General features: G+C 37.4%; 26 protein-coding genes. 8 read left to right on the top strand and 18 right to left on the bottom strand.

The window, feature by feature from the left end:
• Positions 1-97 precede the first annotated feature (97 nt).
• Positions 98-1,957 (top strand): RCC1 domain-containing protein, encoded by a 1,860-nt coding sequence (locus NITER_RS02830; RefSeq protein WP_084275995.1) that lies wholly within the window; start codon positions 98-100, stop codon positions 1,955-1,957.
• 3 nt (positions 1,958-1,960) lie between these two features.
• Here NITER_RS02830 and NITER_RS02825 read toward each other — a convergent pair whose 3' ends face one another.
• The 11 genes from NITER_RS02825 to NITER_RS02775 form a co-directional block, all read right to left on the bottom strand.
• Entirely contained in the window at positions 1,961-2,440 is a 480-nt protein-coding gene (locus NITER_RS02825) for a thiamine phosphate synthase (protein WP_486651773.1), read from the bottom strand.
• Between the two features lie 82 nt (positions 2,441-2,522).
• Positions 2,523-2,786, bottom strand: coding sequence for a hypothetical protein (locus tag NITER_RS02820; protein WP_084275999.1), 264 nt, complete (start codon positions 2,784-2,786; stop codon positions 2,523-2,525).
• A 3-nt stretch (positions 2,787-2,789) separates the two neighbouring features.
• A complete protein-coding gene (locus NITER_RS02815; RefSeq protein WP_084276001.1) occupies positions 2,790-3,470 on the bottom strand; it encodes a F0F1 ATP synthase subunit A in 681 nt (226 codons plus the stop codon).
• A 55-nt stretch (positions 3,471-3,525) separates the two neighbouring features.
• Positions 3,526-4,278, bottom strand: a complete 753-nt coding sequence (locus NITER_RS02810; protein WP_231988947.1) for a TIGR02757 family protein — start codon at positions 4,276-4,278, stop codon at positions 3,526-3,528.
• A complete protein-coding gene (gene lptB, locus NITER_RS02805) occupies positions 4,256-4,978 on the bottom strand; it encodes an LPS export ABC transporter ATP-binding protein (protein WP_084276002.1) in 723 nt (240 codons plus the stop codon). Before lptB ends, NITER_RS02810 begins: the two co-directional genes overlap by 23 nt.
• The gene (tsaE, locus tag NITER_RS02800; RefSeq protein WP_084276003.1) at positions 4,963-5,355 is read right to left on the bottom strand and encodes a tRNA (adenosine(37)-N6)-threonylcarbamoyltransferase complex ATPase subunit type 1 TsaE; all 393 of its coding nucleotides are present in this window, start codon (positions 5,353-5,355) and stop codon (positions 4,963-4,965) included. The genes lptB and tsaE overlap by 16 nt, the downstream gene beginning before the upstream one ends.
• Positions 5,352-6,326, bottom strand: coding sequence for an anthranilate phosphoribosyltransferase (gene trpD / locus NITER_RS02795; protein WP_084276004.1), 975 nt, complete (start codon positions 6,324-6,326; stop codon positions 5,352-5,354). The genes tsaE and trpD overlap by 4 nt, the downstream gene beginning before the upstream one ends.
• A complete protein-coding gene (locus NITER_RS02790; RefSeq protein ID WP_084276005.1) occupies positions 6,323-7,516 on the bottom strand; it encodes a cation:proton antiporter in 1,194 nt (397 codons plus the stop codon). The genes trpD and NITER_RS02790 overlap by 4 nt, the downstream gene beginning before the upstream one ends.
• Positions 7,517-7,762 (bottom strand): RNA-binding S4 domain-containing protein, encoded by a 246-nt coding sequence (locus NITER_RS02785; RefSeq protein ID WP_084276007.1) that lies wholly within the window; start codon positions 7,760-7,762, stop codon positions 7,517-7,519. It lies immediately after the preceding gene.
• The gene (locus tag NITER_RS02780; protein WP_084276009.1) at positions 7,741-8,226 is read right to left on the bottom strand and encodes a methylated-DNA--[protein]-cysteine S-methyltransferase; all 486 of its coding nucleotides are present in this window, start codon (positions 8,224-8,226) and stop codon (positions 7,741-7,743) included. Before NITER_RS02780 ends, NITER_RS02785 begins: the two co-directional genes overlap by 22 nt.
• The gene (locus tag NITER_RS02775; protein ID WP_084276011.1) at positions 8,192-9,991 is read right to left on the bottom strand and encodes a menaquinone biosynthesis decarboxylase; all 1,800 of its coding nucleotides are present in this window, start codon (positions 9,989-9,991) and stop codon (positions 8,192-8,194) included. The genes NITER_RS02780 and NITER_RS02775 overlap by 35 nt, the downstream gene beginning before the upstream one ends.
• 135 nt (positions 9,992-10,126) lie before the next feature.
• On the opposite strand from NITER_RS02775, the gene sufB reads away from it, so the two are divergent.
• The 4 genes from sufB to NITER_RS02755 are packed head-to-tail and all read left to right on the top strand — an operon-like array spanning position 10,127 to position 13,870.
• Complete coding sequence (gene sufB, locus NITER_RS02770; RefSeq protein WP_084276013.1) at positions 10,127-11,560, top strand: Fe-S cluster assembly protein SufB; 1,434 nt, start codon at positions 10,127-10,129, stop codon at positions 11,558-11,560.
• 5 nt (positions 11,561-11,565) lie between these two features.
• Positions 11,566-12,309, top strand: a complete 744-nt coding sequence (sufC, locus tag NITER_RS02765; protein ID WP_345741524.1) for a Fe-S cluster assembly ATPase SufC — start codon at positions 11,566-11,568, stop codon at positions 12,307-12,309.
• On the top strand, positions 12,309-13,448 hold the full coding sequence (locus NITER_RS02760; RefSeq protein WP_084276017.1) for a SufD family Fe-S cluster assembly protein: 1,140 nt from the start codon (positions 12,309-12,311) through the stop codon (positions 13,446-13,448). Before sufC ends, NITER_RS02760 begins: the two co-directional genes overlap by 1 nt.
• Positions 13,445-13,870 carry an iron-sulfur cluster assembly protein gene (locus NITER_RS02755; protein WP_084276019.1) on the top strand — a complete coding sequence of 142 codons (426 nt, stop codon included), beginning with the start codon at positions 13,445-13,447 and terminating at the stop codon, positions 13,868-13,870. Before NITER_RS02760 ends, NITER_RS02755 begins: the two co-directional genes overlap by 4 nt.
• Before the next feature lie 8 nt (positions 13,871-13,878).
• Here the strand turns inward: NITER_RS02755 and hypA are convergent, their stop codons facing one another.
• Genes hypA through NITER_RS02720 form a run of 7 tightly spaced genes read right to left on the bottom strand, consistent with a single transcriptional unit; the run spans position 13,879 to position 19,694 of the window.
• Complete coding sequence (gene hypA / locus NITER_RS02750) at positions 13,879-14,226, bottom strand: hydrogenase/urease nickel incorporation protein HypA (RefSeq protein ID WP_084276020.1); 348 nt, start codon at positions 14,224-14,226, stop codon at positions 13,879-13,881.
• On the bottom strand, positions 14,219-15,898 hold the full coding sequence (locus tag NITER_RS02745) for a hydrogenase maturation protein (RefSeq protein ID WP_084276021.1): 1,680 nt from the start codon (positions 15,896-15,898) through the stop codon (positions 14,219-14,221). Before NITER_RS02745 ends, hypA begins: the two co-directional genes overlap by 8 nt.
• Positions 15,892-16,884: a hydrogenase expression/formation protein HypE gene (gene hypE, locus NITER_RS02740; RefSeq protein WP_084276023.1), complete on the bottom strand. Its 993-nt coding sequence runs from the start codon at positions 16,882-16,884 to the stop codon at positions 15,892-15,894. The genes NITER_RS02745 and hypE overlap by 7 nt, the downstream gene beginning before the upstream one ends.
• Positions 16,881-18,029: a hydrogenase formation protein HypD gene (gene hypD, locus NITER_RS02735; RefSeq protein WP_084276025.1), complete on the bottom strand. Its 1,149-nt coding sequence runs from the start codon at positions 18,027-18,029 to the stop codon at positions 16,881-16,883. The genes hypE and hypD overlap by 4 nt, the downstream gene beginning before the upstream one ends.
• Positions 18,013-18,306 (bottom strand): HypC/HybG/HupF family hydrogenase formation chaperone, encoded by a 294-nt coding sequence (locus NITER_RS02730; protein WP_084276027.1) that lies wholly within the window; start codon positions 18,304-18,306, stop codon positions 18,013-18,015. Before NITER_RS02730 ends, hypD begins: the two co-directional genes overlap by 17 nt.
• Entirely contained in the window at positions 18,306-19,043 is a 738-nt protein-coding gene (hypB, locus tag NITER_RS02725) for a hydrogenase nickel incorporation protein HypB (RefSeq protein ID WP_084276029.1), read from the bottom strand. The genes NITER_RS02730 and hypB overlap by 1 nt, the downstream gene beginning before the upstream one ends.
• Before the next feature lie 9 nt (positions 19,044-19,052).
• Positions 19,053-19,694 carry a hypothetical protein gene (locus NITER_RS02720; RefSeq protein WP_084276031.1) on the bottom strand — a complete coding sequence of 214 codons (642 nt, stop codon included), beginning with the start codon at positions 19,692-19,694 and terminating at the stop codon, positions 19,053-19,055.
• Positions 19,695-19,792: 98 nt separating this feature from the next.
• On the opposite strand from NITER_RS02720, the gene NITER_RS02715 reads away from it, so the two are divergent.
• From NITER_RS02715 to NITER_RS02705, 3 genes are read left to right on the top strand one after another with little or no spacing between them, the layout of a single operon-like run.
• Positions 19,793-20,428 carry a hypothetical protein gene (locus NITER_RS02715; RefSeq protein ID WP_084276033.1) on the top strand — a complete coding sequence of 212 codons (636 nt, stop codon included), beginning with the start codon at positions 19,793-19,795 and terminating at the stop codon, positions 20,426-20,428.
• On the top strand, positions 20,425-21,612 hold the full coding sequence (locus NITER_RS02710) for an NAD(P)/FAD-dependent oxidoreductase (RefSeq protein ID WP_084276035.1): 1,188 nt from the start codon (positions 20,425-20,427) through the stop codon (positions 21,610-21,612). The genes NITER_RS02715 and NITER_RS02710 overlap by 4 nt, the downstream gene beginning before the upstream one ends.
• Entirely contained in the window at positions 21,609-22,304 is a 696-nt protein-coding gene (locus NITER_RS02705) for a YaaA family protein (RefSeq protein WP_084276037.1), read from the top strand. Before NITER_RS02710 ends, NITER_RS02705 begins: the two co-directional genes overlap by 4 nt.
• Positions 22,305-22,308: the final 4 nt, after the last annotated feature.

Genomic DNA, 22,308 nt, shown 5'->3' with positions numbered 1-22,308 from the left:
TTGATAAAAAGGGGATTAATCGCCATTTTGCTCCATATTTTTTTCGTTACTTTTTTGTAATAGCAATTGCTATATAATTAAAAAAAAGGAGGTCATCATGCGTGTATTCATAATCTTTATCTTTTTTACACTCTCATTAGCTGCAGAGGGTAGCTATGTTGTAGATCTTGTTAACTTTCTTCAACAAAAGAGTTTCAAAATCAATGGGCTGTTTTACCAATATGATTTTGAAAAAGATGGAAAACAAGAACGAAGTGACTGGCTCTATATCACAAACGATAAAGAGAGAAAACCATATCGCCTCATGGGTAAACCTCCAACTGATAAAGATGCTTTTGGATGGCTTTTGCTTCCTCGTATCCCCCAAGATCTGCATCTAAACAAACCTAGCGGATACTTTGTCAAAATAGATTTTCCAAAAGATTATGAGCTCTATGGGCAAAAACATGCTAGTGCTTTTTCATGGATATATATTACACAAAACAGAGTCTATAAACTCATGGGTGCAAAGCCAAATCACGATTTTGACTATCTCGATATTGATGGCGATGGTCATCCAGATCCATTACCAATAGAAGATGTTTTTATCGATGCACAGTCTAGCACCGTTACATTTGCAAAAAATAAAAAACAGATACATACAATAAGTGCAGGATGGTATCATACATGTGCTATTGTAGGAGAAGAACATGAAGCATACTGCTGGGGCAGTAATAAGTATGGGGAGCTAGGAAATGGTACTACTGCTGATGCACAACCACCACAAAAAGTAAAAAATCTCCACAACATTACTACGATATCAGCAAGTAAAGAGTATACTTGTGCAACTCTTGCAGATGGTAGTGCGTGGTGCTGGGGAAGAAACCAATATGGAAAACTTGGTAATGGAAAAGTTGATAAAACTGAATTTACCTTCACAGGATTGGCTTCATATATTCCATTTGAGCAACAGCTCTACACATCTGTTCCTACTCGTGTTTTAACACAGCCTCAAAAGCCTTTACAAAATGTTAAAAGTATAGAAGCTGGCAGTTGGCATGGATGTGCTTTGCTAGAAAATACCCAAGTAATGTGTTGGGGAGAAAATATGTATGGAGCATTAGGCATTGGACTTCGTCCTGATGAGAAGAACTATGCACAGATTATCCAAGATGTTGTCTACAATCACAACAAAGATGTTTTTAAATATATCTTTTGGCCATACGCACTTGAGGTTATAGAACAGCCTCTTAATCCTATGATGAAAATGCCTACACGCCTTTTTAATAATGTAAAAATGGTAGCTGCTGGAAGTAGTGATCATACCTGTGCACTCCTTCAAAGTGGTAATGTCAAATGTTGGGGGTGGCATGGAGGAGATGAACTGGGATTTAAAAGTGATTTGGACTATGCACCAAATCCATTTTATAATGTAACAAATATTGATAATACACCACTTACCAATGTAAAAAAAATTGTTGCTGGTGGGGATCACACATGTGCACTACTCAACAGTGGAACAGTAAAATGCTGGGGACACAACAATTTTGGACAGTTAGGAAATAATAGCACTGAGCCTTCAGATCATGCTGTGTATGTTCGCACTCAAAGTGGTGAGATTTTTGATCATATAGCTGATATTTTTTGCGAACGCGGTTATCATACTTGTGCACTTACAGATACCCATGAACTCTATTGCTGGGGAGATAATAGATATGCTCAATTAGCACGAGATCCACAAACTTATTCTTACATTCCTTATCCAGTAAAGATAAATCTTCCAAGTTTAGTAAAACTTGCGGCTGCAGGAGGTGGTGGAACTTCACCTTTAGAAGGTAATATTTATGATGGTGGACACACATGTGCTGTGACAGTAGATAATCGCATCTATTGCTGGGGTAGCAATAAATATGGGCAGATTGATCTAAATTTACAAAAAGAGATGATCACAGAGCCAAAAGAGATTACACTTCCTTAAGCTTTACTGTACAAAATAGCGTATAGAGGCAAAGCCTCTTGCGCCTTTCATGCGCACTTTATGTATTTGTCTCTGTGAAATAATTCCACCTAAAGCAATTACAGGTACTTGTGCACTTTTAACTATCTTGCGTAAATTCCCAAGCCCTTTTGGCTCACCCTTACCAGGAGAATAAAAGATAGGGCTAAAAGTAACAAAGTCAGCGCCATATCTTTGTGCTTGGAAAATCTCTTGTATATTATGAGTACTTGCTATTACTATAAGACCCGCTCTTTTGGCTCTTTTAATCATTTGGAGTTTTTTTGAAGGAAGGTGAACACCATTAAAACCTAATCTTTTGGCAAGTCTGTAGTCTCCATTGAGAAATACTTTTTCAATTTTTGCCAATCTTGCTGCATACAAAAAAGCTTTAGCACCTCTGTAAAGATTTGCACTCATCTTATCCCGAAAGCAGGCAAAATGAGGGGAGTGTTTATGTTTAATATGTAGTAGAGTTTTTTTTATTCGCCAGCTCTTGTTTCCAAAATATTTGGGTTCTGAAATGAGATAGGAAATAAAGCTTTCTCTACTTTTCCAATCGATGCTGTATCTCCTGCAAAAGCCTGGTTTGCTTTTTCATCTCTTTGAGTTTTTCGATCTGAAGATTTGCCATTTCCAATAAAACTATTATAAAAAGCCAAAAAGCTGCTATAAGAAGAGAAAGTGCAATTGCAAAAATGATACTTGAGTGATACGTAGTTATAAAAACAAAAAATACAGATATTCCCATAAGCGTCCAAAGGACGCCAAGGAGAAAGCTAATAACATTTTCCAGCAGAGGGGTTCTCATATCCTATAAAGACTCTTCATGCAGTAAAACTGCACCTGCAAGATAAACATAAGTAAGAATCATGAAAATGAATGTTTGTAAAAAAGCAGAAAAAAGCAACAAAGCAAAACCTGGAAGTGGCACAATCCAAGGAGCCAACATAAGGAGTACCCATAAAAAGAGATCGTCACCTTTGATGTTACCAAAGAGACGGAAAGAGAGTGAAATGATTCTTGAAATATGAGAAACAATTTCAATAGGAAACATCAAAGGAGCCAAGATCTTTACAGGACCAGCAAAGTGAGCAAAATAGTGAACGACTCCATTTTTTCTAATACCTTCAAAGTTATAATAGATAAACACAATGAGTGCAAGTGCTAATGTAAAGTTGATATTCCCTGATGGCGATTCAAATCCTGGAATAATTCCTATAATATTTGCCAAAAATATAAAAAGTCCTAAAGTTGCTATCAAAGGTAGATACTTTTTTGCATAACTCTCACCTATAACATCTCGACCCATAGCAATAACGCCATCCAGATAGGCTTCCATCACATTTTGACACCCCGTAGGAACTACCTTAAGGCTTCTTGTTGCAAGTTTTGCCATAACAAGTGTAAGCAGTGCTGCTAATAGCATGTGCGATACAAACAAAAAGGTGTGATTTTCCGATATAGCACCAAAAAAGGTAAAAATGCCCTCCATAAACGCTCCTCTTTCAAAATTTTGCTAATTTTACCTAAAAGTTAATTAAATAAATTTAAATTACACCCGTTTGTCCTAAACGATAGAGAGCAAAATCGTATTTTACTGGATCATGAGGATCAAACTTTTTTAAATTATTTGTCAGCTCCATTGCAGCCGCAAGATCATACTGTTTTCTATGTAAAAGCCCCAGTTTTCTTGAAACATTGAAAGTATGTGTATCAAGAGGTATGATGAGATCACTTTTTTCAACACCACTCCACAGTCCCATATCCAAATCGTCTTTGCGAACCATCCAGCGCAAAAACATATGCCAGCGCTTATATGCACTTACTCCTTTATATTTTAAATGTGGAAGCTTACCAAGTAAAAAATCGTAACCAGGACTACTAAACCTATTGATTTTTCTCAAAGCAGCAATAAGACTCCTTAGCCCTCCCATTACAGAGCCATCTTTTTTGTACCCTTGTAAAAAGTGCTCTTGTAAAGAATCAATTCTTCGAAGTGTAATAAATAGATTAGCTACGTCTTGAGAGTTTTGAAAACGGTAGTAGGAAGTGATTTTTTTGATCTCTTTTTCACTGCATGCTAAAAGAGAAAAATCGAGACTTTTTAAAAACTTTACAATCTGTTTAGCATTACCATACGCAAAAAGTGCACACACTAATGCAATCTTTTCATCTTTGTATTTGCGCGCTACAAAAAGTGGATCGGGATGATCTTGTGGATGTTTGGAACGATGCAAAAACTCTTTTCGTGCCAACTCTAAAGAGGCTTTTAGATCGTCAAAAACTAAAATGCTCTCCAAGATAGTGTTTCCGTACAGCTGGGTTTTTTGCTACCTCATCACTTTTACCACTAGCCAAAATCTGACCATCTTTGAGCACATATGCTCTATCACATACGCTCAGAGTCTCTCTCACGTTATGATCTGTTATAAGAATACCAATACCTGCATTTTTGAGCTCTTCTATAATTTTTTGAATATCTGTCACAGCAATAGGATCAACACCAGCAAAAGGCTCATCGAGGAGCAAAAATTTTGGACGAATCACAAGGGCTCTTGCTATTTCACAGCGCCTTCTCTCTCCTCCACTCAAAGCTTTTCCTAGTCTATGGCGAATAGGCTCGATATTGAAAAGCTCCAAAAGCTCATCTACAACCTTTTCACGTTCCTCTTCATTTGCGATAGTAGCTTCTGCTGCTATATAGAGATTATCTTCAACTGTAAGATCTTTAAAAATACTCGATTCTTGTGGAAGGTATCCTATGCCAATTTTTGCCTTTTTATGTAAAGGCTCTTTTGTTATATCTTTCTCATCCATCAAAACTGTTCCTTCACTAGGCTCCACGAGCCCACAAATCATATAAAAAGTCGTTGTTTTCCCAGCTCCATTTGGCCCAAGAAGCCCTACGACTTCACCACTTTGCAATTGTAGATCTACACCTTTTACTATCTCTTTATCTTTGATACGTTTTTTGAGATTTTTTGCTATGAGAGTATGCATTCGTAAACTCTTTTCTCTTTTTGTGGCGTAATGAGGATTTTCAAATAGGAAAATCCACTTTGTCGTAAAAACTCTTCCATATTTTCATCAGCCCACTCTATAAAATGGTATCCAGGCTTTTCTAACTCTTCAAAAAGTCCTAATTCTAAAAACTTCTCAAATCCTGCATTATAGAGATCATAATGATAAATATCTCCTCCATATATCTGCTGTATAGAAAAAGTAGGAGATGTCACTGGCTCTTTTTTTGCAAAAGCCTTCACTAATGTTGTCTTCCCGCTTCCAAGTGTCCCTTGCAAAAGAACTATTTTTTTCCCACTTCTTTTTATACATGCAATAACTTCATCAAGATTATGAAGATCTGCTTCTATTTTCATTTTACCTCTTGACTCACTTGTATAATCTTTTTAAGCTTTTCGCCCGCTTTTCCACTCTCGATTGCATCTTTTGCTAATGCAATACCCTCTTCAATCGTTCTTACTTTTCCATCCGCATAGAGCGCTGCTCCTGCATTGAGCAGTACCATATCTCTTTTTGCTCCTTGGAGTTTGCCTTCTAAAATATCTCTTGTTATCTTGGCATTCTCTTTTGCATCGCCCCCTTTGATCGCTTCAAAACTAGCTCGCTTTATACCAAAATCTTCTGGGGTTATTTCATAATATGTAATTTCATCATCAATAAGCTCAGCAACATAGGTTTTACCACTGATACTTATCTCATCCATTCCCTCTTCACTCGAAACCACCAACGCTCTTTTTGCACCAAGCTCTTTAAGAGCCTCAGCCAACTTTGGAACAAACTCTTTGTCAAAGACACCTAAAAGATACTTTTTTGCTCCAGCTGGATTGGTGAGAGGTCCTAAAATATTAAAAATAGTTCTATGAGTAATACTTTTTCTAATTGGCATAATATGCTTCATCAATGGGTGGTGATTTTTGGCAAATATAAAGCAAAACCCACACTGTTCTAGCATCTGCACCTGCTGCTGGGGCATTAAGTCAAGCTCAATGCCAAGAGCTTCAAGCATATCTGCACTACCACTTTTACTTGTAACGCTTCTATTGCCATGTTTAGCAACATAACAGCCAAGAGCTGGCAAAAGCAGTGCAACTGTGCTTGAGACATTGAAGCTACCACTCTTATCTCCACCTGTTCCAACTACATCGATAAGTTTTTCTTGAAGTGTTGGAGGGATTGGAAGTTTTATAGAGTGTTTGCGCATAATTTTTGCTGCTGCTGCAATCTCTTCAGCACTCTCGCCCTTTTCATAAAGCTCTATTAAAAATTTCTTAGCCTCATCCTCACCCATTGCATTCTCAAAAAGTTTTGTAAATTTTTCATAACTCATATCTCACCTCTGTATAGATATTTTATAATAAATGGCGGTATGACAGTGGTAACCACTATCACCAAAACTAAAGCAGCATACGTCATATTATCTAATATATTTGAAACTCTTCCCATTTCAGCAAAAATGAGTCCTACCTCACCTCTTGGTATCATAGAAACACCAACAATAAATCTCTTTTTGAGTGTGAGCGGTAAAAAAAGAGCTCCTAAAATTTTACCAATAACTGCTATTAAAAATATAGTTCCAAATAGATACCAAATCTGCGGCTCATCCCAAGCAATCTCTTTGAGATTCATAGATAGTCCCACTGCAACAAAGAAAAAAGGGGTAAAAAGATAGACCAGTGGCATAATTTCGGCTTCGAGTTTTTGCGAAAACTTCACATCATAAGACAAAGCGACACCAAAAGGGAGAAAAAATCTACGAGAGAGTGCAAGACCTGCTGCAAATCCCCCTATTATCTCTGGACTTCCAATCTTTTTGGCAAACCAAGCAAAAAACAGCACAAGCATAAAAACAGAAGTTGGTAAAAGTCCTGGTATCTCATTGGTATCGTGATATTTTTTTATCAAAAATGCAATAATTTTTGCTGCTATCGGAGCAATTATAAAAAATCCAACTATAAATAAAAAGACTTTTGAAACATTTATAAGACTTACATTCCCAGTACTTGAAAACTCATATAAAATAGCAAGTAAAATTACACCCAGTAAATCGTCAAGAACTGCTGCACCTACAACTATTTCACCCTCAACTGAATCTCTTTTTTTCAAATCTTGTAAAACTCGTACCGTTATGCCGATACTTGTTGCTGTAATTGTACCGCCTATAAACATAGATACCACAATATCAAAACCAAAAAGATAGTATGAGAGTGCTGTTCCAAATATAAAAGGCAAAACAAAACCTGCAACTGCCACAAATGCAGACATCCATCCTGTTTTTATTAATCGCTTGAGATCTGTTTCTAGTCCAACTTCAAAAAGCAGCAAAATAATTCCAATTTCAGCTAAAAGTTTGATAACTTCATTCAGTTCAACAATCCCAAACACTGAAGGACCAAGAAGAATACCAGCAAAAAGTTCGCCCAAAACAGGGGGCATAGATAGTTTTCTAAAAATTTCACCAAAAAGTCGAGCACTAAATAGAATTATAAGGATTATTAAGAAAAAGTCGTGTGGATGCATCTACATCTCTTTTACATATTCATGCATTCTTGCTTTAGGAACATTTTTTGTTGTAGGAATTGCCAAAACTTTATAGCTTTTATCCCCTTTGAGATACTTTATAGTAATAATATCACCTACTTTTACCTCTTTGCTCGCTTTTGCAATTACGCCATTGAGTAAAACAACCTCATTTTTGATCATATCCTGCGCAACGCTTCTACGCTTCACAATATTGACGGCATTCATAAACTTATCGATTCGCACCCCTCAAACTCCAATAACGCTTTTTTTATTTTAATGCCACCATTATAACCACCAATACCTTGTTTTGAAATAACTCTATGACAAGGAACGACAATGGCATAGGGATTATATTTCATAATCTGACCTACAGCTTGGGCTGCTTTTGCATTTCCGCTACGCATGGCTACTTCTTGATACGTCAAACAAGAACCAAATGGAATTTTTTGTGCAATTTCTCTTACTCTTTGTGAAAAATATCCTTTTGCTTTTGCCAACGGTAAGGTAAAAGGCACGATTTTTTTCGAAAAATAGTTCCTAAACCACTCTTTCGTTTCTAAAACAAGTTCATTTATTCTTTCTTCATTTTGCTCCTGCACAAAATGAATCTGTAGAAGATTTTGATCATTTGCGATGATTTCAATAATTCCTATTGGTGAAACACAATAACCGCTATATAATTCCATATCTTTTGATAAATGCATCATCAATATCCAAAATTCCTCTTTCTCTTAAACTCTTAACAACCTTTTTGTCGCACACCACATCAGGTGGCCATTCTCTATCAAAATCATCGATTTTAGGATCTTTATTTGTCCCATCAACCATGATAAACGGCTCCAAGACAACATCTCTTTTTGCATCGATATTATTCACTACCCGCCAAATGAGCATGTAAGGATTATTGAGATCATCAAAATCGTTTACAATCACTAAAATCTTGCAATGTTTTTGCAGCTCTCCAAGCTTTGTGAAAAGCTCTTTTACACTTTTTTCTTTTTTATAAGAAGTCACTACAATAGGATTTTTGGTATCTGTCATATACTGTTTTACATTCAAAAAATTGCTATCAATGCTTTGCAGTTTTTCAAGAAGTTCTTCATCGCTTACAAGCTCCTTCACTCCCTCTTTTACCTCTTCACCTGTTGCATCAATTCCAAGTTTGCCGCCCTCAAATTGCTTTGGACTAGAGTGATCAAGATGATCCACTACTCCTTCACTTATTAAAAGCCTCTCAGGTGTAATGCGGTTGCATATATATTTTGTAATTGCTTCATAGTCTGTCAAATCTGGAGCATCTTTATCCGCAAATATTGCATGCTTGACAAAACTCATCTGCCCCACTCCCCAAAAGGCGTGCATAAACTGCTTTGCATGGGCAGGATAGCGTACATCCATTTTAGCCAAGATCAAATTGTGAAAGACTCCATTTTCTGGCATATGATAATCTATTAAGTCGCTTGCAGTTGTCTTTAGAAGCGGCAAAAAGATCCGCTCTGTCCCCCATCCCATATATTTATCCTCTAAAGGTGGCTTTCCAACAACAGTTGCTGTAAAGATAGGATCTTTTTTAGCAGTTATTTTTGTTACTTCCATGACAGGAAAAGCCTCTGGTAATGTATAGTATCCCGTATGATCGCCAAAAGGCCCTTCTATTTCAAAACTATTTGGATCCACATACCCTTCTATCACAAAATCTACATCTCTTGGAATCCATATATCGTTGGTGAGCGATTTTACAAGCTCTGGGTTTTCATTGCGTATAAATCCATATAACAGAAGTTCAAATACCTTTGGAGGCATTGGGGCCTGTCCACACCAAATATAGAGCGGATCCCCACCAATTGCAACAGTCACTGGCATTTTTTTGCCAGCTTTTTTGTACTCATGAAAAAAGTGCGCTCCATCTTTGTGGATCTGCCAATGCATTCCAAGATGCATGTCATCATAGACTTGGAGTCGATACATCCCTACATTTTGCACATTTGAGTGCAAATCCTTTGTATAGACCTGCCCGGTTGTTATAAATTTGCCACCATCGTGGCTCCACGTTTTTAGAATCGGCAGCTCATGGAGTGAATCGATTTCTATCTCTTGACACTCTCCTTTTTGAGACAGCCTTTTTGGAAAAACATTTTTGAGTTTAAAAAGGGTTGATAAAAGATCAAACTTTTCTTTCCATGTTGATGGAGGCTTGAGATGCAAAAGCTCTTCAATCTCTTCTGCGATCATATCTGGATGCTTGCCAAGAATCTTTGTAGTAAGCTCAAAATTTGCAAAAATATTCATCAAAACTGGATACTCATACTTTTTATCCAATTTTCTGTCTACCGGGTTGGTAAAAAGAAGAGGTTTAGAATCAGCTTTTTTGACTTCTATATAGGCAATATGGGGAATCTCAAGATTGACATCAAGCTCTTCATCAATGATTTTGAGATTGCCCTCTTTTTGTAAGAAGCTTATAACATCCATAAAAACGCCTTTTTTAGTAAAAATTATAACAAAAGTTAAATAGGACAAAATTACTCTTATTTTAATGCTAGCAAATAAGAGAAATTTTATCTTATTTGTGTTACATTACTCATAGACAAACCAAAGGGGTAAACAATGGGAATGGAAAAAGTTGATAAAATCATCAACTCTGACTATGAACTTGGTTTTGAAGTTGATGTAGAAGAGGAAAAAGCTCCTCCTGGGCTTACAGAGGAGACAATACACTTTATTTCAAAGAAAAAAAATGAGCCAGAATGGATGCTTGAACTTCGTCTCAAGGCATTCCATGCTTGGCAAAAGATGGAAGAGCCTCATTGGGCAAAAGTCACCTACCCACCAATAGATTATCAAGCAATTAGCTACTGGGCTGCACCAAAAAAGGCACTAGAGAGCCTTGATGAAGTAGATCCAGAGATTTTGCGTGCATATGAAAAACTAGGGATTCCACTTGAAGAGCAAAAGCAGTTAGCTGGTGTTGCAGTAGATGCCGTATTTGACTCAGTATCAGTTAAAACAACATTTGTTGAAGAACTTGCAAAACTAGGAATCATATTTTGCTCAATATCTGAAGCAATCCGCGATTATCCAGAGCTTGTAAAAAAATATATGTTTAGCGTTGTTCCTATGACAGACAACTACTTTGCAGCACTCAACTCAGCTGTCTTTAGTGATGGTACATTTGTTTATATCCCAAAAGGTGTGAGATGCCCTATGGAGCTTTCAACCTATTTTAGAATAAATGCACAAAACACAGGGCAGTTTGAAAGAACTCTCATCATAGCTGATGAGGGAAGCTATGTAAGCTACAACGAAGGGTGCTCGGCTCCAAGTCGCGATGAAAACCAACTCCACGCAGCAGTCGTTGAACTCATTGCTCACAAAGATGCCCACATCAACTACTCTACCATACAAAATTGGTATCCAGGTGATGCAGAAGGCAATGGGGGTATTTATAACTTTGTTACAAAAAGAGGCCTTTGTGAGGGAGAAAATTCCAAAATTACTTGGACACAAGTTGAGACGGGTTCAGTGATTACTTGGAAATATCCAAGCTGTATTCTCAAAGGAGACAACTCTGTTGGAGAGTTTTACTCTGTTGCCATTACACGTCTTGCTCAGCAAGCAGATACTGGTACAAAAATGATCCATATAGGAAAAAATACAAAGAGTGTTATTATCTCCAAAGGTATTAGTGCACAAAAGGGACAAAATAGCTATAGAGGATTGGTAAAAATACATGAAAATGCACAAGGTGCAAAGAATTTTAGTGAGTGTGATTCACTCCTCATAGGTGATCGCTGTGGTGCGCACACATTTCCATATCTTGAGAGCAAATGTGCACATGCACAAATAGAGCATGAGGCAACAACAAGTAAAATCAGTGAAGAGCAGCTTTTCTATCTTCGCCAAAGAGGAATAAGCGAAGAGGATGCAGTGAGCATGATAGTTCATGGATTCTGTAAAGATGTATTAAATAAACTCCCAATGGAGTTTGCAGTAGAAGCAAAAGCATTATTAGATTTAACATTGGAAGGAAGTGTAGGATGAGTACAATGATGGAAATAAAAAATCTCCATGCAAAAATCGGGGAAAAAGAGATCCTCAAAGGAATAGATTTAGAGCTTTTTAAAGGTAAAGTACATGCTGTAATGGGACCAAACGGTGCTGGAAAATCGACTCTTTCTAAAACAATAGTCGGTCATCCAGATGTAGAGGTAACTGAAGGTGAGATAATTTACAAAGGCAAAAATATCGTTGATATGGAGCCAGAAGAGAGAGCATTAGAAGGGATCTTTATGAGCTTTCAGCACCCTGTAGAGATCCCTGGTGTCAATAATGCCTATTTTCTTAGAACTGCTCTCAATGCAAAAAGAAAACATCAAGGGCTTAAACCTCTCAATGCAGCAGAATTTTTACGTCTTCTCAAAGAGAAAATAAAAGAACTTGGTATGAAAGAGGAGATGATTCATAGAAGTCTCAATGAGGGCTTTAGTGGTGGTGAAAAGAAACTCAATGAAATTTTACAGATGGAGATATTAGAGCCTGATTTTATTATTCTTGATGAAATTGATTCAGGGCTAGATATCGATGCACTTAAAAAGGTAAGCGAAGCTATCAATCAAATGCGCTCACCTGAGAGAACTTTTATGATAATTACCCACTATCGTAAAATTCTCGATTATATCAAGCCAGATTACGTTCATGTTCTTAAAAATGGTAAAGTCCTTAAAACTGGCGGTATTGAAATCGTTGATGCTCTTGAAAAAGAGGGATATAAAATATTTGGGGAAGAGTGATGAAAGTATTAGATATCAATCTCGAGCAGTTTGAAACTAAAAAAGCTCTCATACAAAAACTAAAATCGATGGGGCTGCCAACCCCAAAGACGGAACATTATCGCTATTTTGGTATTAAACCGATCTTTGATAGAGATTATGAGTTTATCAAACCAAAAGTTGCAAAACCAGAAATTGCAGACTATATTGAAATTGTAGATGGGACTGTCACAAAAGCTCCAAAAAATATCTATATCGAGATGCAAAAAAATCCAAAAATTGATGACAGTCACTACGACCAGGTATACTACATCAACCACCTTTTAAGCGATAATGTAATTCATATAGAGTTTGAAGAGGAGTGTGAAGTCAAAATCGTACAAAAATTCACTCTCTCAAATGCATTCTCACCCTATCGTATCAAACTTTCTCTAGCGCCAAATATAAAAGTTAAATTGGTTGAAGAGCATTTGGTATTAGCGAATGAATCACTCTATTTCTATGGATATGATATAGATGTGCCACAAGATGCACATCTTACTTTCATTCAAGATCGCAATAGTAATTTTGATGAATTTGCACTCATCGCTCCACACAGCATACGATGTGCAAAGTCGAGTAGATTAGATCTCTTTACGATAGATTTTGGCACAGCTAAAACGTTGCATAATTACCATATAACACTTGATGAGTATGCCGAAGTGGATGCAAACCATGTAATATTTGCAAGCAAAGAGGCAAAACTGGGCAATACTTTTCATATCGAAAATAGAGGAAAAGAGTCAAAAACATCGCAGCTATCACGCAATATCCTCAAAGATAAAGCGAGGGGTATTTTTGATGGACTTTTAATAGTCAAAAACCCTGCAAAATATAGCTCTATATATCAAGACTCAAAAACTATTCTTCTCAATGATGGCGCTTACATGGTAAGCAAGCCGCAAATGGAGATATATACCGAATATATTCTCGAAGCAACGCACGGCTCAACAACCGGGCATATAGATGAAGAGGCGCTCTTTTATCTCAGACAGCGCGGTATTGCTGAGCCTCTTGCAAAAGAGATGATAGTTTTGAGTTTCCTCAATGAAATCTTTGAAAAAATGCAAGATGATGAAATAAAACAGGAGTTTATAAAACTTTATGAGGAGGGGCAATGAGTGAAGAAAAAAAAGAGCTCTACGCTATTCCCCTCGAAGAGCGAGAGATTGAAGTAGATGATGATGGAATCAAAGATATTGAAGAACACAATAAAAAGTATGGAGATCCCGAAACGATAAAAAAAGAGATTATTAAATATCTCAAAACTATTTATGACCCAGAGATCCCCGTCAATATTTATGACCTTGGACTTATTTACGATCTTAAGCTCATCCGTAGAGAAGATGGATGGAAAGCTATCATCACTATGACGCTTACAAGCGTTGTCTGTCCTGTTGGAGAGAGTATCGTAGAGCTTGTAAAAAATATCGCCAATAAAATTGATGGACTTGCTGAAGTAGAAGTAAATCTTGTCTTCGATCCACCTTGGGATAGAAGCAGAATCAGTGATGAAGCAAAACTTGTTCTGGGTATGATGTAGCCCTCGGGCTACTCCATCTCCAAACTCATCAGATACATTTCCTCCCCATCTACAATAGAGAGTTCAACAGAACCACAAGAGGAGCATTCAAAAAAGAGTGTCTCTTTTGGAAATTCAATTACTCTCTCACACTTTTTACAACGTGCAACGATAGGCTGTATGTGCATAGTAAGTTCTGCACTCTCGCAAATTGTCCCCTCTTTAAATGTATCAAAAGCAATTTTAAGTAGGTGTGGTTCCACGCCACTTATGACACCAATTTTTACAACGACTTTTTCTACTTTCGTGGCGTTATGTTTTTTCGCATTCTCTTCAATTAGATCCAGCATGCTTTGCACTATGGAATACTCATGCATTTACTCTCCTATGTTTTGCAATTCTTAGAGGCGTTTTGGTTGGGCATATTTTATAGACAAAATTGTGGCGCAGTTTGTGAAAATCACTTTTTGGATCCCAAAACTGAGGATACATTTTCTCAAGTTCATTTTCTACGCACTCTTGAATATACTCTTCATCCTGCTCTAGCCGATCTCTCTTTTGATCAAGTAGTTCATAAAATCTCTCTTCATCTTGTGCTAGTTGCAATGCATATGATTCAACCTCTTGAAAATCTTTGAAAACTTCATCAATAAGACCAATACTTTTGGCTTCTTGTGCATTGATAGGCAAGGCTTCATCCAAAAGTTTCTGTGCTATTTCATTTCCAACTCTTCGGGGTAGTGTATAAGTATGATATTCACTGCCGCTTAGGCCTATCGTTTTATAGTGAGGATTGAGTACGACACCACTTTTAGCAAAGACAATGTCTCCTGCAATCCCTAAAAATACGCCCCCTGCTCCTGCATTTGCCCTAAATGCAGTGATTGTTAAAATATCATCGCTAAAAAGGATCGTCTTAATGAGATTATTCATAGCGTTGATATTGCTCCAACCATCTTCACCTTGTTTTTTGCTATCTTCCAAAATTGTTAAGTGAATTCCGTTGCTAAAAAATTGCTCGCCACCCATTAAAACAAGAACATCCACTTCATCCCTTAATGTTTTTATCGCATATTTCAGACGGATACACTGCTGGCTACTCATAGCTCCATTATAGAAATCAAATGCCAAAAAGCCCACATTTTGTTTTTTATAAAATGTAATCTCTTTAAATGTCGGCAAATCTGGATCCACATACAAAGAAATGCGCTTTTCTTTGATTCCTTTAAGACGATCTTTTAGGACATAGGTTGAGGGGAGTTTGATTTGTCGAATACCATTTGTAATCTCAGTCATCTGCTGGATCCAAACGGCACCATCGATCGTTTTGATCAAAACTGCACCATCCCTTTTTGCCAGAATCTCTTTTGGTTTTGCCTCTTTTTTCTCAAGTCCCGTTTGTTCTTTGAGTGCTCCAAAAAAATAAACATCCATATCAAAAAAACGATCCCTTACACCTGGATAGTTATCAGAAGCATTTATTTTTCGTATAACTGTTTCACTACAATCTTTGTTCCAATCAATTGCTCTTACACTTTGTGTCACTTTTGGATGCAAAGGTTTTTTCGGATTTGTTAAAGGTTTTTTTCCACATTTTAGTTTCTCAATCAGTTCATCAACTAGCTCGATCGCCAAATCGCTCACTACTGTTCGATAGAGATATCCTTTCGTTGCATGTTCGGGCAAAGAGAAGTTTCTGTGTCCCCATACGGCTCCTGCATCAAACTCATCATCGGCTTCCAAAATAGAAACACCCCACTCTTTCATATTATTTAATATGGCATTATCGAGTGCATAGGCGCCTCTATCTCCGAAGGGACCAGGATGGATAATAAAGGTCGGGTATATGGTAAAAATTTCTTTTGGGATCTTTTTTGTAAGATAGGTGGCTAAAATGAGATCTGGCGCAAAAAGATCTGCACCTTCAATCATCTTCTCTTCATTGATAGCATACTCGACACTTACGTCAATCCCATGCTCTTTAAGGTGACAAAATATTTTCTGTGTCAAGCTGTTAAATGTGTTGCATAATAGAAGCACTTTTAGCATATTCTAGGAAGAATCTCCCCTGTTGGCATATCCAAAAAACGTTTCGTACCCCACTCGCTTTGTAGAGTTACACGACCCGGATAGGAATCACTCACCTCTCCGACAATTGCAGCATGAGGATTGTGTTTTTGTAAAATCTCTTGAGCCCTCATTGCATCATTTTGATCAACCACTATCATAAAAGTCCCCTCATTTGCCAAGACAAATGGTTCAAATCCGAGTATCTCGCATATTCCTTGTACCCCTTCATCAATACTAAGTCTGCCCTCTTCTATCTCCATCGTTGTATTGGTTGCCATGGCCCACTCGTTTAAAACTGCGGCAACTCCTCCTCGTGTTGCATCACGCATAGCTTTAATCTCAATGTCTGCTTCAATAAGTTCTTCTACAATTGGCCACAACGAGTTACAGTCACTTTCAATACTGTTCGCAAGCTCAATTCCTTCACGACCTGCAAAAATGGCAGCTCCATGTCTTGCAATGTCACCGCTTACTAAAAGTCTGTCTCCTACTGCAATATTTTCTTGTGAAGAGCTGATAACTCTCTCTCCAATGGCAGAGACATTTATATAGACTCCATCGCAACTTCCTTTTGGAACCACCTTTGTATCACCTGTCACAATCCATGCACCGTTGATGGAAAGCTCTTTTTTCATACTTCGTACGATCTTTTCAAGATCTCTCAGTGAAAACCCCTCTTCTATGATAAAGGAAAGACTTAGATACTTTGGTTTGGCTCCCATCATAGCCAAGTCGTTACAAGCTCCGGCAATGGCTAATTTTCCAATATCTCCACCAGGGAAAAAGATTGGAGAAATAGTAAATGAATCTGTCGTAAAAGCAGGATTTTCGAGTGGTGGTAAAGGTGTGGCATCTTCTGCTTTTGTAAGATATTCATTTTGCAAATGGCGCTGAATCGTTTTTTGAATAAGCTCCATATTTTCTATCCCGCCATTGCCCATGGCAAGGGTAACAACCTTTTTCATTGTACCTCCTGCAAAAGATTGCCGTACTTATAGTATGCCGCGCAAGCTCCTTCGCTACTCACCATGCAGCTACCCAATGGCTTTTGTGGTGTACAGGCAGTTCCAAAGACCTGACACTCGGTCGGTTTTGCCATGCCACGCAAAATATCGCCACAGATACAGAGTTTGTGATCCTCAATCTCCTCTTTTGGAAGGTTATAAAGCTTTTCAGCATCCAAATGTCCATACTCATCTTTTAATCTCCAGGCACTTTTGGGGATATTTCCAAGCCCCCGCCATTTGAAAAGTTCTCTTTTTTCAAAATACTTTTCAATCAATTTCTGGGCATTGAGATTTCCATAGCGATTGACACTTCTTTTATACTGAATCTCCACTTCGCATCTGCTTTCTAGGAACTGACGGACTAACATCAAAACAGCCTCCATCACATCCACCGGTTCAAACCCGGCTACAACCACAGGACGTTTGTATTTCGTTGGAAACTCTTCATAGATCTTGCTCCCCGTAATGACGCTTACATGACTTGGTCCCAAAAACGCGTCGATTTGGTTGTTGTAGCTGTCGATATGCTCATCACGGCTATCAATCAGTTCTCTCATCACTTCTGGTACCGTAACGTGATTGATGTGATAGAGAATATTACTTATCTTTTGCTTCATGGCATTCTCGATGAGTGCTGCCGTCATCGGTGTGGTAGTCTCAAAACCGATAGCAAAAAAGATCACTTTTTTCGTAGGATTCTCTTTAACTATTTTCATTACGTCCAATGGGCTATATACAAATCGTACATCTGCTCCCTTGCTTCTTGCATCTTGCAAGCTTCCTTGGCTTCCAGGTACCTTTATCATATCTCCAAGAGTACATAAAATTACATCCTCTTGCATAGCCAAAATATAGGCATGATCGATCCGCTCCTTTGGCATGATGCAGACTGGACATCCTGGACCATGGATGAAGCGAATATTTTTGGGTAAAAGCTGCAAGAGACCATACTTCATAATCGTGTGTGTATGTCCTCCACATACTTCCATGATATTGATAGGATGATCAAGTTTTTGCGCTTCTTGATTGATTGCTTTCGCAAGAGCTTTGATGGCTTTGGGATCACGGAATTTTTCATAAAAATCTTTAAGTTCCACTACCATCTCCTGGACAGTTGTCACTCTCATTGATAAGTTGCTTCTTTTCAGCCTCTTCCATCTTCTCAATAATCTCTTGATACAAAGCTATGGACTCTTTTGCATACTCCTCATCGATGATATTCATAGCATAGCCTATATGGATAAGCACAAAATCCCCTACTTTGACTTCATCTGCGATAAAATCTATTCCAACTTCTCTTTGCACACCCAATGTATCAACAAGCGCCGTACATTTATCATGATCGATGCTTACAACTTTGCTTGGAATGGATAGACACATCAGCGCATCTCCTTTTTAAATATAATCCACTGAGCCACTCTTTTTATAGACTCTTCATCTTTTGTAGAGACTTCCAAAATATCAACATTTGGTTTGAGTCTTCTTGCTCTCTTTTTGGCTTTTTGCACGTCAAAATCAAAGTATGGCAAAAGATCTGTTTTTGTAATGAGTACAAGATCTGCTTGTCGAAACATCACCGGATACTTTTCTATCTTGTCATCTCCTTCGGGAACACTGACTAAAACGATATTGAGATGTGCTCCTACATCATAACTTGCAGGACAAACCAAATTGCCAACATTTTCGATAAAGCAGACATCAATATCACTTAAATCTATATGATGTAATCCATCATGTACCATAAAAGCATCCAGATGACATGCGCTTCCTGTAGTGATCTGGTAAGCTTGAATCCCTTTTGCTCTGATACGATCTGCATCCCTGTTTGTTTCCAAATCTCCTTCAATCACTGCAAATTTGAATCTATCTATTTCAGCTAACTTCTCTAAAAGCGAAGTCTTACCACTTCCAGGACTGCTCATGAGATTGATTGCCAAAACACCGGCTTTATCAAAATGAGCCCTGTTGTGGGCTGCTTCATGATCATTTTTATCCAAGATTTTTGTAATCACTTCAATCGTTTTTGTATCATTTAGCTGGGGATTTGTATGAAGCTCATGTTTGTGATCATGATGGTGATGGTGTTCAGTTATACTACATCCGCAATCTTTGCACATTTTGACTCCTTAGATAAACATATTTGTTCCAACTATCAACGAGATTGCTCCCGCTGTAGCAAACGCTACCCGTATATTTTTTTGTGTTTTAAGTAGATTCTCATTGATTAAAGATATAAAATACCCAAACATTAAAAAGACCAGCATTACACCAATCGTAAAACTAGCGACCATCATCAAGTTCACTTCATGATGAGCGATAGCACTCAGCGTAACCAGCATACCTCGCACACCACCAATTCCCATAAGCGTACCAACTGTCAAAGCAGATGTTACTTGTTTTTTTTCACCATGCCCATGCTTTTTGCCATACCATATATGAATATGCTTTTTGCCGTCATGTTCGTGCCATCCTACATTGATACGACCAGTCAATGCCATAAAAAGCAAGAAAAGACCAATTGCAATAATTACGCTTGAGCTGGCGTAATCACCCCATGCAAGAATTGTTTTGCTAATATCGATATGCTGTAAAATTTTTGCAAAGATAAAAAGAGATACCCCATGTCCTATAGCAAAAGCGAGTGTGATTAGCATTGTTTTCTTTTTGCTTTTACCAATACTAAAATCGGTAATGGCTGTAAGGTGATCTGGACCAAAAGCGTGTAATATTCCATACCAAAAGATTAATAGAAGCGGCAAAGAATCCATTGTTCTATCCTTTATAAGTGAATAGTTATTCATCATTATATGATAGTTTGGTAAAATAAAAATAAAAATGATATTATCTTCTATAAAAATGGGACCACATGCGATGTATCTATTGTAATGCACCCACTTATCTTCTTGGTAATGGCAATAGAAAATGCAAAATATGTAAAAGAAAATTTAGTCCAGCAAAAATAGCAAGAAAAGAGAAAATAATTGAGTGTTTTTGCAAAGATCTCTCTGTCAATGAATGTATGAGACGAAGCGGTTACAATTATGTTACTATTAAAAGTTATTATGATGCATTTCGAAAGAAAATTGCGGCTTTTATGGAAGAGGAGTACTTGAACCGTCAAGAGACAAGAGCATATGAAGAGTATATCTACTTGGAAAATTCAAAAGATCCAAAAAAAGATATTTTTGATGGATACAATTTTTTGACATTCGATTATGGAGGAAGAATCTACAACCTTTTGATGCCCGATCTGTCAAGATTTAAACCCTATTTCAGTGAAGATGGACTCAATGAAGTTTACTACAAAGAATTTAAAAATTTTTTACGGATCTCAAAGTTACAAAAAAATAGTCAAAACAGGCTTATTTACGATTTTTGGAGCTATTTGGAAGATTTATTGCCAAAATATAGAGGGATAAAAAGGGAAAACTTTTTCTATTATCTCAAAGAGGCTGAGTTTAAGTTCAATTTTGATTGTGAAAAACTAAAGGAAATAGTATGAGAAAAGTGGTTGTCATAGGCGGTGGGTACGGAGGAATAAAGGCTTTGGAAGAGTTTGCAAGAAATGATCAAAATATTGAAGTAACACTTATTGATCAACACACCTATCACTATCTTCAAACGGAGAGTTACGATCTCGTTGCTTCGAAAATTCCAATTCAAGAGAGTTTTATCTATTTGCCAACACTAGTTGCTAGTTTTGGCGAAAATTTTCATTTTATCCACGATGAAGCGGTTGTTATCAAAGAAGATCAAGTTGTATGCAAAGGAGGGACCTATCCTTTTGATTATTGCATTATTGCAACTGGAAGCGTGACAAAGTTTTTGCAAGGATTTGAGAAAAAAGGAAAACACTCTTTGGGTGTCAAAAGTCTGCGTGCGGCTCTTCATATAAAACAGTATTTTGAAGAGGAACTCTTTGCAAGGCTTGAACCCAAAAGAGCGCAAAGAAGTTTTCGAGTCATTGTCATTGGAGGGGGGTTGAGTGGGGTAGAGATAGCAGCCGAAATGCGATGCTATTTTAACCAGTATGTAAAAGAAAATGCCCTGAGTTGTGGAAATATCGAAATCCAACTTCTTTCAAAACATATTCTAAAAGGACTTAGTGAGAAAACACGTGATAAGGCTGTAAAAAGATTGCGACAATTAAGTGTTTCTTTAGTTCCTCAATATGTCAATGAAATTACAGAACAAAAGGCGATACTTAGTAGTGGAGAAACGATAGATTTTGATTTTGCAATATTTGCCGGAGGAATTGAGCCCTCACCTTTTATTCAAAATCTTGAAAATGAAAAAGATGCGAGAGGATTTTTGGTCGTTGATGAGTATTTGCGAGTAGAAAAAAATATCTTTGCTGTAGGTGATGTGGCAGTTTTAAAAGATAAAGAAGGAAACCTCATTCCTCCCACAGCACAAAGTGCTGAGCAAAGTGGAGTAATTGCCGCTAAAAATATCCTTCAGGCCATTTCCAATCAACCTTTGCAAAGAGCCAATATCAGACTGCGGGGACTTGCCATTGCTCTAGGTGGAAAATATGCGATAATCGTAACTCCTTTTGGTTTTCAAATCAGTGGGATTCTGGGTTGGATTGGCAAAAAAGCGATAGAAAAATGGTATAAATGGCCTCTTAAATTGAAAGCCAAGCAAGGGTTTGAAAAATTAACGGCGTGTAAAGGAGAAAAATGAAGATTCTTTTTGCCCCAAGTGAAGCGAAGCGATCAGGTGGTGATCATCAAAAGATGCAGTTCTGTTTTAATGTCGATAGAGAAGCGATTTTGCAAAAATATGATGACATTGTAAAACATGGAAGCAAAGAGGCAATATTGAAACTTTTCGGTACAAAAGAGTTATTGGATATAGATATTTTTCATTCCCCTACTCTTAAAGCAGTACGGCGATATACCGGAGTTGCTTATGAATATTTCGATTACGACTCTCTTCATCCGCTCTATCAAGAATTCATTGATGAGCATCTCATTATTTTTTCAAATCTTTTTGGGCCACTATGTGCAAAGGATTTGATTCCCTTTTACAAACTGAAACAAGGCGAAGCAGTTGGGGATATAAAACCAGAGAAATTGTACGCCCCCTTTTGTAAAAACTTGCTACAAGATGAGGAGATTTTAGATTTGAGGGCTGGATATTATGAAAAATTTTACAAACCAAACTTTTCTTTGAAGATGAAATTTATCAAAAATGGCAAAGTGGTGAGCCACTGGGCAAAGGCATACAGGGGGAAAATTCTTCGTCAAATTGCCGAAAATCAAATCGATAGCTTTAAAAAATTAAGAGATTTCTCTTTTGAAGGATTGCGGCTCAAAGAGATTATCAGCAAAAAAAGTGAAGAGATATGGGTGATGGAGATAGAGGAGCATTGATCGT

The organism is Nitratiruptor tergarcus DSM 16512 (assembly GCF_027946175.1).
GTDB classification, from domain to species: domain Bacteria; phylum Campylobacterota; class Campylobacteria; order Campylobacterales; family Nitratiruptoraceae; genus Nitratiruptor; species Nitratiruptor tergarcus.
This window is presented reverse-complemented; position numbering and strand designations above follow the sequence as displayed.